Below are 15,112 nucleotides of genomic sequence, written 5' to 3'. Positions count from 1 at the left end.
ATGTATCAACTATATAGCTCTATTTAAAAAAAGTATATATAAAAAAGTATATATCCATGGTCAATTTCGATTTAGCCTCACTAGTAAAATGACCATGTATTTTTTTTGTTTTTAAGGGAAGAAAATGAATAATACATGCTTTTTTGTTTGATCAGGAGATTTTGGTTTGCAAGTGTTATAAAAATATTTGTATTTCGTCAAAAAAAACGCAAAAGGTAGCTGTAGCTAAAATTTTGACTTTGTCGAATTATTATAATTGAAGTAAGAATTATTTTAGTCCAAGAATCATTATCAATATTTTCTTTGGAGGGAAAAAATGGGAGAAATTCTTAAAAGTTTTGTTCTGCCAGATACATTTTATCCCGTAAGTAGATTAAAAAACTATATCCATTTAGGCACAAAACGCAGTTATTCTAAGGGGCAAGCCGTCTTATTGCCTGATGAAGTACTTGGCAAAATGATATTTGTACTTTCGGGTAGATTAAATGTCTCTAAGATCACAGATGATGGCAGAGAAAAATTTGTCTATTCAGCGGGGCAGTATTGTTTTATGGATAGGTTATTTACTTTTGAGAATGACCATATGCAGATTGTTGCAGCCGAGGACAGTCAAGTATGTCTCTTCTCGAAAGAACAACTGCTGAATGTTTTTGCACAAGATTTAGAAATTGTGATTGATGTCTTAAGACATTATGATTCCAAAGCTTATTACTTTTTAAATCTATCCAACGAAATAAACTTATATTCCCCTTCGGTGAGGCTTCTACACTTATTTTATGAACTTTGTCAATCACAAGGAAAATACAATAATGATGTTTGGGAAGTAGAAATTCAATTAACAAACAGAAAAATTTCCGAGATTACTGGGCTTCACTTTGTAACGGTAAGTAAAATATTAGGAAGTTTAAAAAAAGAAAATATTCTGAGGAAAAGAAAAAATAAAATTATCATCTATGATATGGAAAAACTAAAAGAACTGTTTGAGGAAGGCATACCTTACTAAAAGGTAAAATCAAAATCCCTGCTTCTTAACAAAAGACTCCTTGAATTAAGTGCTTTACACTTTATTGGTGATAAGGTATACGATATTTTCTCTGACATTGTAGTTGAAGAGGAACTTGAATTGATTAAATAAACAGGTATCAAAAAATAAATAAGCTAAGCCTTGATATACATTTTTTTGTACATTCAAGGCTTTTTTGTTAGAAAAGTCAAAGTAATTTAATCAAATTAGTTTTTTTACAAATTAATTTATGTAAGTAGTCAGGGCAAACACGGAGAAAATCTTAATCATATACAATATGCATAAAAAGGGAGGTGAAAAGATAATGGGAACTATATTAATTTTCTTAGCTGGGATATTATTTTTAGCCGGAATTTTGTTTATTAAACCGCGTGCCAAAAAGGATGTCATGTGGAAGACCGTGCTTGTTTGGGCTTTATACGTAGTTGGGAGCGCTGTCTTATGGATGGGAGTTTCCTTTGTTTACATTAATGCCACTGTCGGTCACGCCAAGGCAACAAGTACAGCCATCTTCTTATTTGGAGGAATTGCAGTTGTAATTGCAGTGATTTTAGCGCGCCTGCTAGGATTCATCGGTACTAGAAAAATAAAAGACAATGAATCAGTATCAGCATGAAAGGAGGAAAAAAGATGGCAGATTCTTTAGAAAGTAAAAATGCTCCAGAGAAAAAATTTCAGGTAAGCCGCCGAGGTTTCTTGAAAACTGGAGCGGCTGCAGCAGCAATGGGCGTTTTTGGCGCGATTAAAGCACCCTCAAAAATAGCTGAAGCTGCGGTAAGCAACTACGAATACATCACCCCCAAAAAAGGACAGTGGTCCAAGCTGAGACCCGAACCGAATTATGGAGGCGCTTCTGTCAGTTACGCAGAGCACAATGACCAATGGCTTGGCACCTCCAAAATTGTAGGGACGGTAAAGAAGTTTAAAGAAAAAGATATGGGATTTGCGTTAGTTGCCCAAGGTCTTTTAGGACCCAAGGCACAGGCGGGGTTCTATACGATCGGTATTAGACACCCGCTGAGTGATGCGCTCGGTTGGGCTATTTCCCCCATATTCGGAGAAAACATCGTTGATGGTCAGCCCAAACCGGAGAAACTTCCGATACCTGATCCCGAGCAAATGTCCATGCATATTAAAGATGTTGCTTACTATCTGAGAGCTGATGAAGTCGGGATCGGGAAAATGCCTGAATACGGTTATTACTCTGATAAAATGAATCCCCCGATGATGGGGATTATCGGCGGTATGGTGCCAAGGGGGACTCCCCTTCAAGATGTACCCTTTACGGAGAAGATGCCCTATGTCATCGTTGTTGCGGTTGAGCAGCATTTAGAGACTTACTTGGCCTCAACCGGATATGACGGAATTTCAGATTCCCAATCTTTCCGCTGTTATCACGCGACCGCCAACATTTCTATCATTATGGCTAAATACATCAGAGAGCTTGGATACCATGCCAGAGCACACCATTTCGGCAACTATGGAGCCGTAATGGCGCCCTGTTTAATCGCTGCGGGGATGGGGGAACTTACCCGGACCGGAGACTGTGTTGCCCACCCGCGCATGGGATTCCGCAACAAAGTGGCAGCCATCACCACGGATTTGCCTTTGGTTCCGGATAAACCGATTGATTTCGGAATGGCGGATTTCTGCCGTGTGTGCAATAAGTGCGCCGATAATTGTCCTTCCCAAGCTATCACGCATGACAGGGATATGGTAGATTATAACGGCTATTTGCGTTGGAACAGCGATTTCAAAAAGTGCGCACAATTTAGGGCAGGTAATGATCAAGGAGTTAGCTGCGGCGTTTGTATTAAGGTATGTCCATGGAGTTCCAAGGAAAGTTCATGGTTTCACGAGGCCGGAATTTGGATTGGAAGCAAAGGGGAAACTGCTTCAAGCCTCTTAAAAGGTATTGATGATATGTTTGGTTATGGCACAGAGATTGTTGATAAATATAAATGGTGGTTGGAATGGCCGGAACTGTATAAGTTCAAATATTAATCCAACGAGTATAGGTAAAGAATTTCCAGCGTCGCCTTTGTAAGGGTCGCTGGAAATTTTTTGCGTCTTTAACTTTTTCATGGGCTGTTGCAGACTTGCACAACAAAAAATATTTAAAATATGATAAGTATTTACTAAATGAAAATATATATAAATGTATATACAATACAACTAAAAAGAAGATAACGTTATTCGGCAATAAATTTTTTTTAATTAATAGGTTAACATTATATTAATAATTTTAAAATACAGGAGGTAAACTAAATGGATTTGTCGCTATTAACACAGAAAATTGGAGAACTTGATGAAGAAAAAGTATTTGAAATGCTGAATGAATTTGTTAACACAAATCCCAGTCCAGATGAAACCAAAAAGGTGGTAGCTGCTTGTCAGAGCGGGATGTCAGTAGTCGGAGATTTTTTTGAAAAGGGGGAATACTTTGTCGGTGATTTGATCTTTGCCGGGGAGTTGTTAACCAGTGCAATTGATATTTTAAAGCCGATTATGGACACCCAAAATGCTGGAACTGTCGGTTCAATGGTGCTTGGAACTGTTGCAGGTGACTTACATGACATTGGAAAAAACATTTTTAAGAGCATGGCTGAAGCAGCAGGTTTTAAAGTATACGACCTGGGTATCGATCAATCAGCTGGTGAATTTGTAAAAAAAGTAAAAGAGGTAAATCCTGAAATTATTGGTTTAAGCGGTGTTTTGACGTTAGCATTGGAATCGATGAAAAATATTGTTGAGGCTTTAGAAGAAGCGGGATTACGCAGCAAAGTTAAAGTTATTATCGGTGGAAACCCTGTAACGAAGGAAGCTTGTGAAACAATTGGTGCTGATGCATTTACCACGAATGCAGCAGAAGGAGTAAAAATATGCCAGAAGTGGGTGGGTTAAAACCCGCAACCAAGAAAACTTGTGAATAAATAGCACAGGAGGATCTAGTATGAGTGATGATAAAATGAAATTATATGACGAACGTGTCAAAAGGCTCAAAGATGCCATCGAATTAAGAGAACCGGACAGGGTTCCTATTTACGGTCTGGTAGACAATTGGGCTCTTTCTTATTATGGGATAACCTTAGAAGAGGGATTAAAAGACGTTGAACTTGAATATAAAGCTTATTCTAAAGCTTTAACTGATTTTCCCTTTGATGGCGCGCTTGCCTCACGCATAACCTTTCCCCTTAATTTTGTGTATTCCTTAGGCGGCGGAATTTTTAACAATGCGACGGAAACCATTCAAATCGCCACTGGACAATCTGAACTTATGGCGGTAGAAGAGTATGATGAGCTTATTGCCGATCCGATGAAATTTATCCGTGACAAAATTCTTCCAAGAAAACATAAGATTTTCCAAGAGGGGACAGTGGAAGAAAAGTTCGCGAAATATGCCAATTCCCTTTCCATCTTCTTTAAGTTTGGTCAAACAACAAAGATGTTGTCGGATAGGTTCAAAACTGAACATGGGCTTCCGATAACCAACGCGGGTGTAAATCATTTTATGCCCGGTGATATCATCATGGACTATTTAAGGGATTTCAAAGGGATTATGAGAGATATCAAAAAATGTCCTGATAAAGTGGCTGAAGCCTGTATGGCTATGGTCGACCCTTTGATCAAAGACACATATGGAAAAATGCATACTGTTTCCGATGACAAGTATGTTCATTTATATCTGCATTTGCCGCAATTTATCAGAGCGAAAGAGTTTGAAAAGGTTTACTGGCCGTCCTTCAAAAAATATGTTGATACGGTTGCAGCAAGAGGTATTAAAATTCTCATTCTATTTGAAAAGAATTGGGAACATCTGTATGAGTATATACAGGAGCTTCCAAAGGGATCGGTCATTGGATTCTTTGAAGAAGATGATCTGAGAAAGGCGAAGAAAGCTTTAGGAAAAACGATGTGTATTGCCGGTGGTTTAAAGACAAACGACCTGTACTACGGAACAAAGGAAAAATGCATCGAAGTTGCCAAGGGCTTAATTGATGATTTAGCTCCGGGTGGTGGATTTGTCTTTGCACCGGACAAAGTTTTGGCAACTAAAAATGATGCCAAGGCAGAAAATTTAAAAGCTGTTACGGAATTTATTGTGGAATATGGCTCTAAGTAATAGAAACTTCCATCTGTTATCTGAAAATAAATATGTACCCCTAAAGAATAGGAGGGTGTTCTTAAGATGAGTGACATGGAAATGATCTTTAAAATGGCAAGGGAAAGAATTTTATCACAGTTTCTTAATTCAGATCAGGAAAAAGACGGGGTTGAATTGGCTTTGACGATCGTAATGCTTTTTTCATAGGTCTGACGTTACCAAGAAGTAAAAATGTTATATCACTACTAGGGGCAGCAGTATCACAACTTAGCCCCAATGAAGGACGTCAATCAAAATGGCGTCTTTTCTTTTGGGAGTGGGGAAAGTGGCTTGCCAGATTCGAATCCGGATTCGAATCTTAGTTTTTCCCAAGCGGTCATCCCCCCTGGGGATTATGAAATTTTAATCAAAAACGCTTAAAAAATACTAAGCGTTTTTTTTATAATAAGTGCTATATTTAATTGGAAGTTGTGGTTTCCGGAATTAGGGCAATTGCGGAAGCCGCTAATAAAAAATAAAGGAGGAGAAATATGGGTACATTTTTGGTGTTTCTAGCGGGTGTTCTTTTTTTAGCCGGCCTACTATTTATTAAACCTAGAGCAAATACGGACAAAAGATGGAAAACTATTCTTAATTGGGTTTTATATGTTGCATGGTATGCAATTACTTGGATGGGGATTTCTTTCATTTATATTAATGCGAGCGTAGGGCATGTCAAAGCAACAAGTACAGCAATCTTTTTGTTTTTAGGTATTTCAGTTGTACTAGCGGTAGTCTTAGCAAGACTCTTAGGATTTTTGGGTAAACAACAGAAAAAAGCAAATACAAGCTTAGAAGCTTAAAGAGGTGAAAAGGATGTCTATTGAAAAACAAGAAGGAAAGCAGGAGTTAAGGATAAACCGACGTAATTTTTTAAAGGCAGGAGCAGCCTCAGCTATTTCCATGGGTGTTCTTGGTATGACAAATGCTTTGCCGGTGCAAGCCGCCGAGACGGTGTCAAACTCCGGAGGACAGTCGAAGCTTCATCCGACGAATTACGGCATGGCCTCAGTTAAAATGGCTGATTTTAACGACCAATGGTTGGGCACAACCAAGATTGTTGGCCCTATAAAAAGATTCCATGAGGCAAATCAAGGATTCAACTTGGTTTTCCGCCATAAGGTTTCTGAGGCAGCTTTTAAGGCGAACTTATATTACCATGCTGCTTCAAAGTATCCTTTGGGAGATGCTTTAGCCAAGTTTACTTTAAGCTTAGCTCCGATGGTATCTGGAAAACCCGCCCCCGAAAAATTGGCTATTCCTGACCCTGAACAGATGTCCCAGCATATCAAAGACTGCGCCTATTTCTTAAGGGCTGACGAGGTCGGTATTGGTAAAATGCCTTCATTTGCATACTATGAGTTCAAGGCGCCTCCTCTTGAAGATATGATGAAAGATGACTTGTCCAAATCAGTGCCTGTTACAGAGAACCTGCCTTATGTCATCGTTGTCATGGTTGATCAGCACCTGGAGACCCTGATGGCATCTACCGGCTATGACGGCATCAGCGGTTCCCAATCATTCCGTTCTTACCATGCAACTGCCGTTATTTCGGTAATCTTGGCAAACTATATCCGTAATCTTGGTTACAATGCCAGAGCGCATCATTTTTCCAATTATGCCTTGATCCTGGCTCCATGTATGGTATCCGCAGGAATGGGAGAGATGACAAGGACAGGTGACTGTATGGCTCACCCGACACTTGGATTCCGCACCAAAGCTGCCGCTGTGACCACAGACTTGCCGCTAGCTCCAGATAGGCCAATTGATTTCGGCGCTCAGGATTTCTGCAGGGTGTGCAAAAAATGTGCCGATAATTGTCCTTCGGGAGCGATTACCCAAGACGAGGATTATATTGAAAAGAATGGTATTTTGCGTTGGCAGACTGACATTAAGAAATGCGTTGAATTCCGTGTAACCAATAAAGAAGGATCCATGTGCGGACTCTGCATGAAGGTATGTCCATGGAATTCCAAAGAAGACTCCTGGTTCCATCAGGCCGGCACATTTATCGGTAGTAAAGGGGAAACTGCTTCAAATTTGCTCAAACAGGTTGATGATATGTTTGGCTATGGTACAGAACAGGTCGAGAAGTTCAAATGGTGGTTAGAGTGGCCTGAACGTTATTAACTCATTGAGTTTGTAAATTAAAAAAGAATTTAATAAGAAATGCATATGTCTCTGGTAGTATTTTGGATATAATAGTGGAATAGTCCTAAGTTGTTATATCCGAATGTTATCAGAGACAAATTGCTATGTAAAAAAAATTAATAGACCTGAACGATATATTCATAAACGATATATTCATAATTTATGTTACCAATACACAATATAAAAGATATAATCTTTTATATTAATTTCTTCTTCTAATAATTGACAAACTCTTTAAAATAAGATAATTTCTGATAAACTATGTTTTGATCCAATTTTTTATTTGTTTAAGCAGGTAAAAAAATATAATTATCTAATCTTTTGTATTATTCAAGACTAATGTTATAACTTTTATTAAACTCCTGCTAAATCTAATCTTAGCATAAGAATCGATAAAGGATATTAGTATATGCAAAAGGAGGAATTAGATAATGGATGATAATAAGAAGCAAATTCCCCGACCTTATATGCTTGAGAATTTTGAAAAAATTGAAAGACTAGAGAAGTACTTGCATCTGGCACATAAACGTATATTTCCTAAAGGAGCAATTGTTCAAGCTCAGGGTAAAAATGCTAATTCTATTCTTTATGTCAAGTCCGGATGCCTGGGTGTAAGCATTGGTTCAGATGATGGCTGTACCAAATTTCTTTTTCATGTTAATGAAAAAACGATCGGGGCAACAATCAATTCAAATGAAGACAATAGCGAAGTTCAGGTTTATGCGATCAGAAAAAGTACGGTTTACTTTTTTGCGCTTGAAGATATTCTGGAAATATTTAATGAGGATAAACAGGTACTTCTGGAAGTTATTCAAAATATTCTTGATAAGTCTTATTGTCTTATGGCTAAAACAAGGGATTTAAGTTATTACCGGCCGTCAAGCAGAATATTACGGTTTATATATAATCTCTGTATCTCTGAAGGAAAGCTTGTGGACAATTATTACATTATAAACACCAAACTAACGCAAAAAACTATTGGAGACATTACTGGAACTCATTATGTTTCAGTGAGTAAACTGTTTAAAATGCTAGAAGAGCAGAGAATACTCAAAAAAACAAAAGATAAGATTTACATTTACAATCTTTCAAAATTAGCTTCTATGATTAATGAAGTTTTAAAGTACTAACTTTGGATTGTTGATGGTAAAAAAATACAAGCCAGGGCCCACTCAAGATTATACTTTTGAGTGGGCTTCTTGTTATGTGTATCGTAACACAGAAAATTCTAACATTATGCTTTATATTATGAAGCGGATGACGTATGAAGTTGAAAAAAGTATTTACAAGGAGGGGATATTTAGGTTCAGGTCACAAAAAAATTGGTAAAAAAGCAAAAATTACAAAGAAAAGGAAAAGTAGAGAAGAAGGGAGACGTGGTCGATAGTATGGGTGGAATTATCGCATATATTTTGGGTCTTGCTACGGTATTGCTTATTCAATTATACAAAAAGTCTGTGGAAAAGAAGAACCGCAAGTTCGGCATCTGGAACTGGGTATTATCAATATTTGTTACACTCTATGTAGATTTTCTCGTATATTGGCTCTACATGGGAGTATGGGAGGGGCAACCCAAAGCCGGAATAGTCGGATTATTCTTAATGGGTATTATTGGGATCGTTATTGTTGCTGTTGCTCAATTATTGGTCAGCAAATTCTTTAGAAAAAACATTATTGCCAAGTTAACGAAAGGAGAAAAAGCATAATATGTCTAAAAAACTTAGCAGACGGTCCTTTCTAAAAAGTACTGCACTGACGGGAGCTCTGACCAGTTTATTGACACTTACGCCCGGAGCAAGAGAAAAGTTGATCGGAGACGGTGCTGCGAGTGCGCTGGAATACCCCAGAGTGGATAAACCGCCTTATGAGGTTGAAGGTGAAGTCGGGCGATTTGATAATAGAAATAACGCTCATTCCCGCGGGTATTGGGATGAAAGCCAGTCGTTTTATATGTTTGGCCCGCAAGGGATGACAGCCTTTCATGATACTTTAAGAAATATCGCTACCGGTACACCAAAACCTGGGTTTGATCATCGTGATCTGTCATTATTTATGAGTTCCGCGCTGATGTTTAAAATCGGCAGCTTTGCTGCGTCGCATCTGTGGGAGCCAGAACTGCCTCCAGGATTAACACAACCATACACGACGACTCCGGAAGAAGCAGCCCAGACTGTGAAAATGGCCGCTAAGCATTTTGGCGCAAGCGTTGTGGGGACATGTAAGCTTAATAGAGATTGGCTTTATAGTCACCGGTATCACGTTGAGAATTGGAAGACGGATGCCAAAGACTTATTTACAAAAGTGTTTGGTCTTGAAAAAGGCCTGTTGGGACCGGTGATGACACCCGAAGAAAGAAAAAAATTACAAATGCCGCACGTCGATGATGAATTGCCTCAAGAGATGAATAACGTCATCGTCTGTGGTATTGAAATGGACTACGAGGCTTACCAGCGAACCCTTTCTTGTGTTGAGATAGCTGAAACGTATCGGGCGTACAGCTTTGATAAATTCTTGATTATGCACTTGGCTCTCTTTATTAATTATATGGGTTACCGTGCTTGGCCATTTGGCAGTTATGGACCAGGATTGGGAATTCCAATGGCTGTCGATGCAGGGCTGGGGGAAATGGGAAGGAATGGTCTGCTCATCAACCCGGACTTTGGACCTCGTCTGCGTATTTGCGGTGTTATCACCGACATGCCTATCCAGCCGGATAAACCCATAGATATGGGAGTGACCAAGTTCTGTGAGACCTGTGGGCTTTGCGCCGAAAATTGTCCTTCAGGATCTATTTCCAAGGATAATAATCGTACTTCCGAAGCCGTATATTCCACTACAAATTATGGTGTTAAAAAGTGGCCGTTCGATGCTTGTAAATGCAAAGCGTATTGGGATGATCACAACATAAGTGCTTGTGGTAACTGTGTTCATTATTGTCCGTACAATAAACCCAAAACCGAAATGCATAAGTTAGCAGCGCATTTGGCGCCGACGCTAGGGTCCACGCTTGTCAAGATGGAAAAAATGTTAGGCTATTCAGAACCCAAAGATGTGGCAAGCTGGTGGGCGCAGGATCCTAATAAATTCTTTCCAAGAAGTACGAAGAAGTAAGTATAACTAAAAAAATTGCCGGCTCTCAAGCGGGAGCCGGCATATCATTATAAGTCAAACTTCCTGGAGGATGCAATAATGTTAAAACGCATAATGATAGTTGTTGCGGTTGCTATATTGATTGGGGCTTTGGCATATTCCAATATGGCAGCAGAGAAGGATGAACTCCTTTACATGAAACAGGTTTTGCCACAAACAAACTTTGAAAAAATAAGTAACAACCCTCCAACTTTTAAAACGGATCAAAGCAACGGCAAGGAACATTATTATGTCGTATTTGGAGAGGCCAATGGTTACGGCGGGCCAATGAAGGTAGCTGCAGTAATTGATCCGCTGGGGGAGATCCAACAGGTTGTGGTTGTGGAGAGCAGAGAGACGCCTAGTTTTTTGAACAAAGTCTTAAAGGCAAAATTTCTGGATCAGTTTAAGAACATAAAAGCAAATGATCCGATTGAACTGGGTGCTGACATTGATTACGTCACCGGGGCCACGGTAAGTTCCAGGGCTATCGCCAATGCTGTACGACAGGGAAGTCACGAAGTGGCAGTCAATCAACTTGGTCTAAGCATATCGGAAAAGCCGGAATCCTGGAAGTTTGGGTTAGCGGAAGCAAGCGCAATCATTCTGCTTTTAGCCGTATGGGTCCTAAGCTTGGTGTGGAAAAAGTCCAAAATGCGGTATATTACTTTACTTGCTGCAGTCATTATCTTTGGATTCTGGCTTAAGATCCAGATATCCTTATCTTCTATCTCGGCATTATTGATGGGGTATTGGCCCCCTATACACAGTAATATGATTTGGTATGTAATCGTACTAGGTGGTTTAGGAATCGCTCTTTTTTCAGGACGCAACCTATACTGTTACTGGCTGTGTCCTTTCGGGGGGGTACAAGAATTAACAAGTATGGTAAGAGGTCGCAGCAAGTGCCGAAGGGTATCTAATCAGCTCCTGAGATTATTGCCTAAGATACTGTTGTGGTCTGGCTTACTTTTAACTTTCCTGTACCGGAACCCGGCTATTGGCAGTTATGAACCATTTGGCACGTTGTTTGGTCTTACAGGGACTTTTCTTAATTGGCTATTATTGCTTGTGATTATGACAGCGTCCATCTTTATCTATCGATTCTGGTGCGATTGCTTCTGTCCGGTAGGTGCTTTTTTGGATATTTGCGCCAAAGTCAGGCGTAGACTCGGAAAACTGGTGCACTCACCTGAGAAAGTTACCCAGCACCAAATGCCGATGAATAAAACCGAGTAGGTGTAATTAAATCAACGAGAGGGAGAAAATGAATAATAAATACAATATTGGTGATATCCTAAATCATGCTTTATGTGTTGTTACCCTTGTAATAATCAGTCTGACCTTTTGGCAGAACATAGATTCTAATTCTGCTACAGACTTGAATCCTCAGAAAATTAATATGGAATCCCAAACTCCTCAGGAGCCTGAGATTCCAGAAAATATTGATATGCATAACTTTGCAGTAGAATAAATGAGGCCAGTTTATAATTGGGATTCAACCCATGATTTGAAGTCTTTAGGGAAATAGATATTCCGATCGATGACTTTGATCATACCTTTGTTCTTTAAATCAGAGAATTGTTTCGTAACAAATTCACGCGTAGCACCAATAGATTCGGCAATTTCCTGATGAGTAAGGATGTAAGGGGCTTTATACCAATGATCATATTCCAAGTGATTGAGTGAATAAAGATTACGTAAGAATAGTAAAAAGCGCTGTCTTGGATTAAAAAACCAAAGAGATTCAAAATTTTCTACAAGTGCAATAGCGTAATTACTCAAGTAGTTCATAAAAATAAAGGCCAAGATGGGGTTAGCATTAATTTTTTCAAAGAATTGATTTTTGGTGATATAACAAATTGTGCTGTCTTCACAAGCCCTTATCTCAAGGGGAGAAGATTTTACTTCCAAAAGTACGGGAACTAAACCGTAAAGTCCTCCGGCTTGAATAATACTCACTGTTCTTTGTCTTCCATCTTTACTTAACATCATAGTCTTCAATGTTCCTTTTTCGACACACTGGATGTAGTTTATTTGTTCACCGGTATTTATGACTCTTTCTCCTTTGCTTACAGTAAAACGTTGACCATTCGTCTTCATAAAATCAAATAATTCTTTAGATGAAGGTTCCCATGGGAAAATAGAATAGTCAAACACTGCAATCACCTCCGCATACAGATTCCCCTATACCCTATCATATCATTTCTGTTTCTGGAGATATGTGAATCAAGACACACTCTGTTTTTGATTATCAGAAAAGCAAAACAAAAGAATCGTCAGAAAATAAGGGTAATTAAAGCATCTCCAAATAATATAAATATTATTTGTTATTATTTGTTATGCCAATAAAAATAATCCACAATTTGGGTAGAAACTGTTGTATAAATAATACGGTAAATAATTTTGAAAATTTAAAATATATAAATTATACCCTTAGTAAGCGCTAAGATTTATTAAATTTTAACTATGATATATTAACCTGTATAGACAGCAGAATTATCTCAGACTAAAGATGTAGAACCGAGCTAGAAGAAAACAATTTTAAGGAGGATGATTTGAAGTGGTGGATTTAAAAGTCCTGACTCAAGCGATGTCCGATTTGGACGAAGACGTGTTAAACAAGGCGATTGATGAAGCGCTAAGCAAAGACGACAATACTGCAGAAGTTCAAGAAGTTGTTAAGGCCTGTCAGCAAGGTATGACGCTCGTAGGTGAACGCTATGATTCGGGCGAGTACTTTATCGGAGACTTGGTCTTTGCCGGGGAAGTGTTGCAAAGTGTAATGGACAAGCTCAAACCGGCTTTAAGTGCAGATTCCTCAGCAAAAGGCGGAATGATTGTCCTGGCTACTGTTTTCGGAGATCTTCATGACATAGGTAAAAATATTTTCAGATCCATGGTTGAAGCCGCAAATTTTGAGGTAATCGACCTGGGGATCAATGTTCCGGTCAGCCAGATCGTGGACAAGGTTAAAGAAGTTAACCCTGATATTGTCGGCTTAAGCGGCGTACTGACCTTAGCGCTGGATAGTATGAAAGAAACAGTTGATGGACTGAACAATGCGGGCCTTAGAAATTCAGTCAAGGTGATTATCGGCGGCGTACCCGTTAATGAGAATGTATGTCAAAGCATAGGGGCGGACGCCTTTTCGACAAACGCCGCTGAAGGTGTCAAAATATGCCAAAGATGGGTGGGTTGATCGATGAGTGAAATAATGAACCTTTACCAAAAACGTGTAGAAAGAGTTTACAAAGCCATTAATCTAGAACAACCGGATCGCGTTCCGATCTCTTCCGCTCTTGGAACATGGTCTTCCTACTATGCAGGGTACACTGACTCCGAATCCAACTGGGATTTGGATAAATGCAGTAAGTCCCTTCTAAAAGTAGTTAACGACATACCGATGGACGTCTTGCACATGTTTTACGCCAGACCCGGTGGCATGTATCAGGCTTTGGGCAGTAAATCTTTTCATTATTTGAATGAAAGCAACATTGTTCAATATTCAGATGAGAATGCGGAAGTAATGACTAGCGAAGAATATCCTGAATTCATTAAAGACCCATTTAGGTTCATGGTGGAAAAAGTTTTGCCGCGGAAATATTCGGAATTGGCAAAAGATTCACCTGCAAAGGATTTAGCACTAGCAAAAGGCGCTATGCAATTTGGTATGTATGGAGCGAAAAAGGGAGCTGCAGAGGCTAATCTAATAACCCAGTATGGAATACCTATGCTATTTGATGGTTTAGCAATAATGCCATTAGATTGGATTGCCGATTTCTTCCGGGGTATTAAAGGCGCATTTATGGATATGCGTCGTCGGCCTGAAGAATTGCTTGAGGCTGCGCAGGCACTTACTCCGTTAGTAATAAGGTTTGGAATGGGTCAGATGTTTTCAACACCACCGAAAGCAAACCCCAAAATCATCCTACTTCCTTTACATTTGCCTACTATGCTTAAAACAGCAGATTTTGATAAATTTTACTGGCCTATGTTTAAAACGATTATCGAGGCCTTCGTTGCTAATGGAGTAATTCCAATGCCATTCTATGAAGGAGATTGGTCAAGATACTATGATCATCTTCAAGAATTACCTGTCAAAAAAACACTGGGATGGTTCGAACACGGAGATCCTAAAGAGCTTAAACAAAAGCTTGGAAATACCATGTGTATACTAGGTCTTTTTCCGTTAACGTTGTTACAATATGGCACGAAGGAAGAATGTATTACTAAAGCGAAAGAATTATTGGATGATCTGGCTCCTGGCGGAGGATATATTTTCTCTACCGATAAGGAACTTCTTTCGGCAGCTGACGGCAAGGCGGAAAATATCATCGCCGTAAACAAGTTTGTCATGGAGTATGGTATTTATTAATAGGAGGTGCTTCACGGTGGAAGAACAATTGTTGATCTCTTGGAGTGATATCGTAAAAGAGCATCCGGAGCTCGCAGACAAAGATCCTGCGATGGGTATGAATTGGGATATCGGACAGGAAATGATTTTCGCCTATGTAACTTTTCTGGCGCTCTTTTAAACAAGGAGAATAAGGGAAACTAAGAAAAAATAACCGAAATAAGTTAATAGGTCAATTTCAGGCTGTTTTATTTAATGTCATAGAAGATTACTACAGTCTCGAGCCAGGAGAAAATCCTGGCTTTTT

General features: G+C 39.1%; 17 protein-coding genes. 16 read left to right on the top strand and 1 reads right to left on the bottom strand.

Translation table 11 applies throughout. The annotated features are described in order from the left end of the window. The first annotated feature begins 316 nt into the window (after positions 1–316). The 13 genes from DEHRE_RS09805 (at position 317) to DEHRE_RS09750 (ending at position 11,922) form a co-directional block, all read left to right on the top strand. Entirely contained in the window at positions 317–1,003 is a 687-nt protein-coding gene (locus DEHRE_RS09805) for a Crp/Fnr family transcriptional regulator (protein ID WP_025205923.1), read from the top strand. A 325-nt stretch (positions 1,004–1,328) separates the two neighbouring features. Beyond that, positions 1,329–1,640, top strand: a complete 312-nt coding sequence (locus DEHRE_RS09800) for a hypothetical protein (protein ID WP_025205922.1) — start codon at positions 1,329–1,331, stop codon at positions 1,638–1,640. Between the two features lie 14 nt (positions 1,641–1,654). Next, positions 1,655–3,028 (top strand): reductive dehalogenase, encoded by a 1,374-nt coding sequence (locus tag DEHRE_RS09795; RefSeq protein WP_025205921.1) that lies wholly within the window; start codon positions 1,655–1,657, stop codon positions 3,026–3,028. 264 nt (positions 3,029–3,292) lie between these two features. Further along, a complete protein-coding gene (locus DEHRE_RS09790) occupies positions 3,293–3,928 on the top strand; it encodes a cobalamin B12-binding domain-containing protein (protein WP_025205920.1) in 636 nt (211 codons plus the stop codon). A 49-nt stretch (positions 3,929–3,977) separates the two neighbouring features. After that, entirely contained in the window at positions 3,978–5,147 is a 1,170-nt protein-coding gene (locus tag DEHRE_RS09785; protein ID WP_025205919.1) for a uroporphyrinogen decarboxylase family protein, read from the top strand. 66 nt (positions 5,148–5,213) lie between these two features. Then, positions 5,214–5,336 carry a hypothetical protein gene (locus DEHRE_RS15490; RefSeq protein ID WP_282432024.1) on the top strand — a complete coding sequence of 41 codons (123 nt, stop codon included), beginning with the start codon at positions 5,214–5,216 and terminating at the stop codon, positions 5,334–5,336. 323 nt (positions 5,337–5,659) lie between these two features. Beyond that, a complete protein-coding gene (locus tag DEHRE_RS09780; protein WP_025205918.1) occupies positions 5,660–5,971 on the top strand; it encodes a hypothetical protein in 312 nt (103 codons plus the stop codon). A 13-nt stretch (positions 5,972–5,984) separates the two neighbouring features. Beyond that, positions 5,985–7,298 carry a reductive dehalogenase gene (locus tag DEHRE_RS09775; protein WP_025205917.1) on the top strand — a complete coding sequence of 438 codons (1,314 nt, stop codon included), beginning with the start codon at positions 5,985–5,987 and terminating at the stop codon, positions 7,296–7,298. Positions 7,299–7,750: 452 nt separating this feature from the next. Continuing rightward, positions 7,751–8,449 carry a Crp/Fnr family transcriptional regulator gene (locus tag DEHRE_RS09770; RefSeq protein ID WP_025205916.1) on the top strand — a complete coding sequence of 233 codons (699 nt, stop codon included), beginning with the start codon at positions 7,751–7,753 and terminating at the stop codon, positions 8,447–8,449. Between the two features lie 192 nt (positions 8,450–8,641). Beyond that, a complete protein-coding gene (locus DEHRE_RS09765) occupies positions 8,642–9,025 on the top strand; it encodes a dehalogenase (protein ID WP_242836935.1) in 384 nt (127 codons plus the stop codon). Between the two features lies 1 nt (position 9,026). Next, on the top strand, positions 9,027–10,430 hold the full coding sequence (locus tag DEHRE_RS09760; protein WP_025205913.1) for a reductive dehalogenase: 1,404 nt from the start codon (positions 9,027–9,029) through the stop codon (positions 10,428–10,430). A gap of 78 nt (positions 10,431–10,508) precedes the next feature. After that, on the top strand, positions 10,509–11,687 hold the full coding sequence (locus DEHRE_RS09755) for an FMN-binding protein (protein WP_025205912.1): 1,179 nt from the start codon (positions 10,509–10,511) through the stop codon (positions 11,685–11,687). Positions 11,688–11,715: 28 nt separating this feature from the next. Further along, positions 11,716–11,922, top strand: coding sequence for a hypothetical protein (locus DEHRE_RS09750; protein WP_021315175.1), 207 nt, complete (start codon positions 11,716–11,718; stop codon positions 11,920–11,922). A gap of 11 nt (positions 11,923–11,933) precedes the next feature. Here DEHRE_RS09750 and DEHRE_RS09745 read toward each other — a convergent pair whose 3' ends face one another. After that, a complete protein-coding gene (locus tag DEHRE_RS09745; RefSeq protein ID WP_021315177.1) occupies positions 11,934–12,608 on the bottom strand; it encodes a Crp/Fnr family transcriptional regulator in 675 nt (224 codons plus the stop codon). Between the two features lie 403 nt (positions 12,609–13,011). Between DEHRE_RS09745 and DEHRE_RS09740 the strand changes: the two genes are divergently transcribed. Genes DEHRE_RS09740 through DEHRE_RS15015 form a run of 3 tightly spaced genes read left to right on the top strand, consistent with a single transcriptional unit; the run spans position 13,012 to position 14,986 of the window. After that, positions 13,012–13,650 (top strand): cobalamin B12-binding domain-containing protein, encoded by a 639-nt coding sequence (locus DEHRE_RS09740; RefSeq protein WP_025205911.1) that lies wholly within the window; start codon positions 13,012–13,014, stop codon positions 13,648–13,650. A 3-nt stretch (positions 13,651–13,653) separates the two neighbouring features. Next, complete coding sequence (locus DEHRE_RS09735) at positions 13,654–14,826, top strand: uroporphyrinogen decarboxylase family protein (RefSeq protein WP_025205910.1); 1,173 nt, start codon at positions 13,654–13,656, stop codon at positions 14,824–14,826. A 16-nt stretch (positions 14,827–14,842) separates the two neighbouring features. Beyond that, on the top strand, positions 14,843–14,986 hold the full coding sequence (locus DEHRE_RS15015; protein WP_015043201.1) for a hypothetical protein: 144 nt from the start codon (positions 14,843–14,845) through the stop codon (positions 14,984–14,986). Positions 14,987–15,112: the final 126 nt, after the last annotated feature.

Origin of the sequence: Dehalobacter restrictus DSM 9455, from assembly GCF_000512895.1 — a bacterium.
Classification (GTDB): domain Bacteria; phylum Bacillota; class Desulfitobacteriia; order Desulfitobacteriales; family Syntrophobotulaceae; genus Dehalobacter; species Dehalobacter restrictus.
The sequence above is the reverse complement of the archived record's forward strand: the minus strand, read 5'-3'. Positions and strand labels throughout refer to the sequence as shown.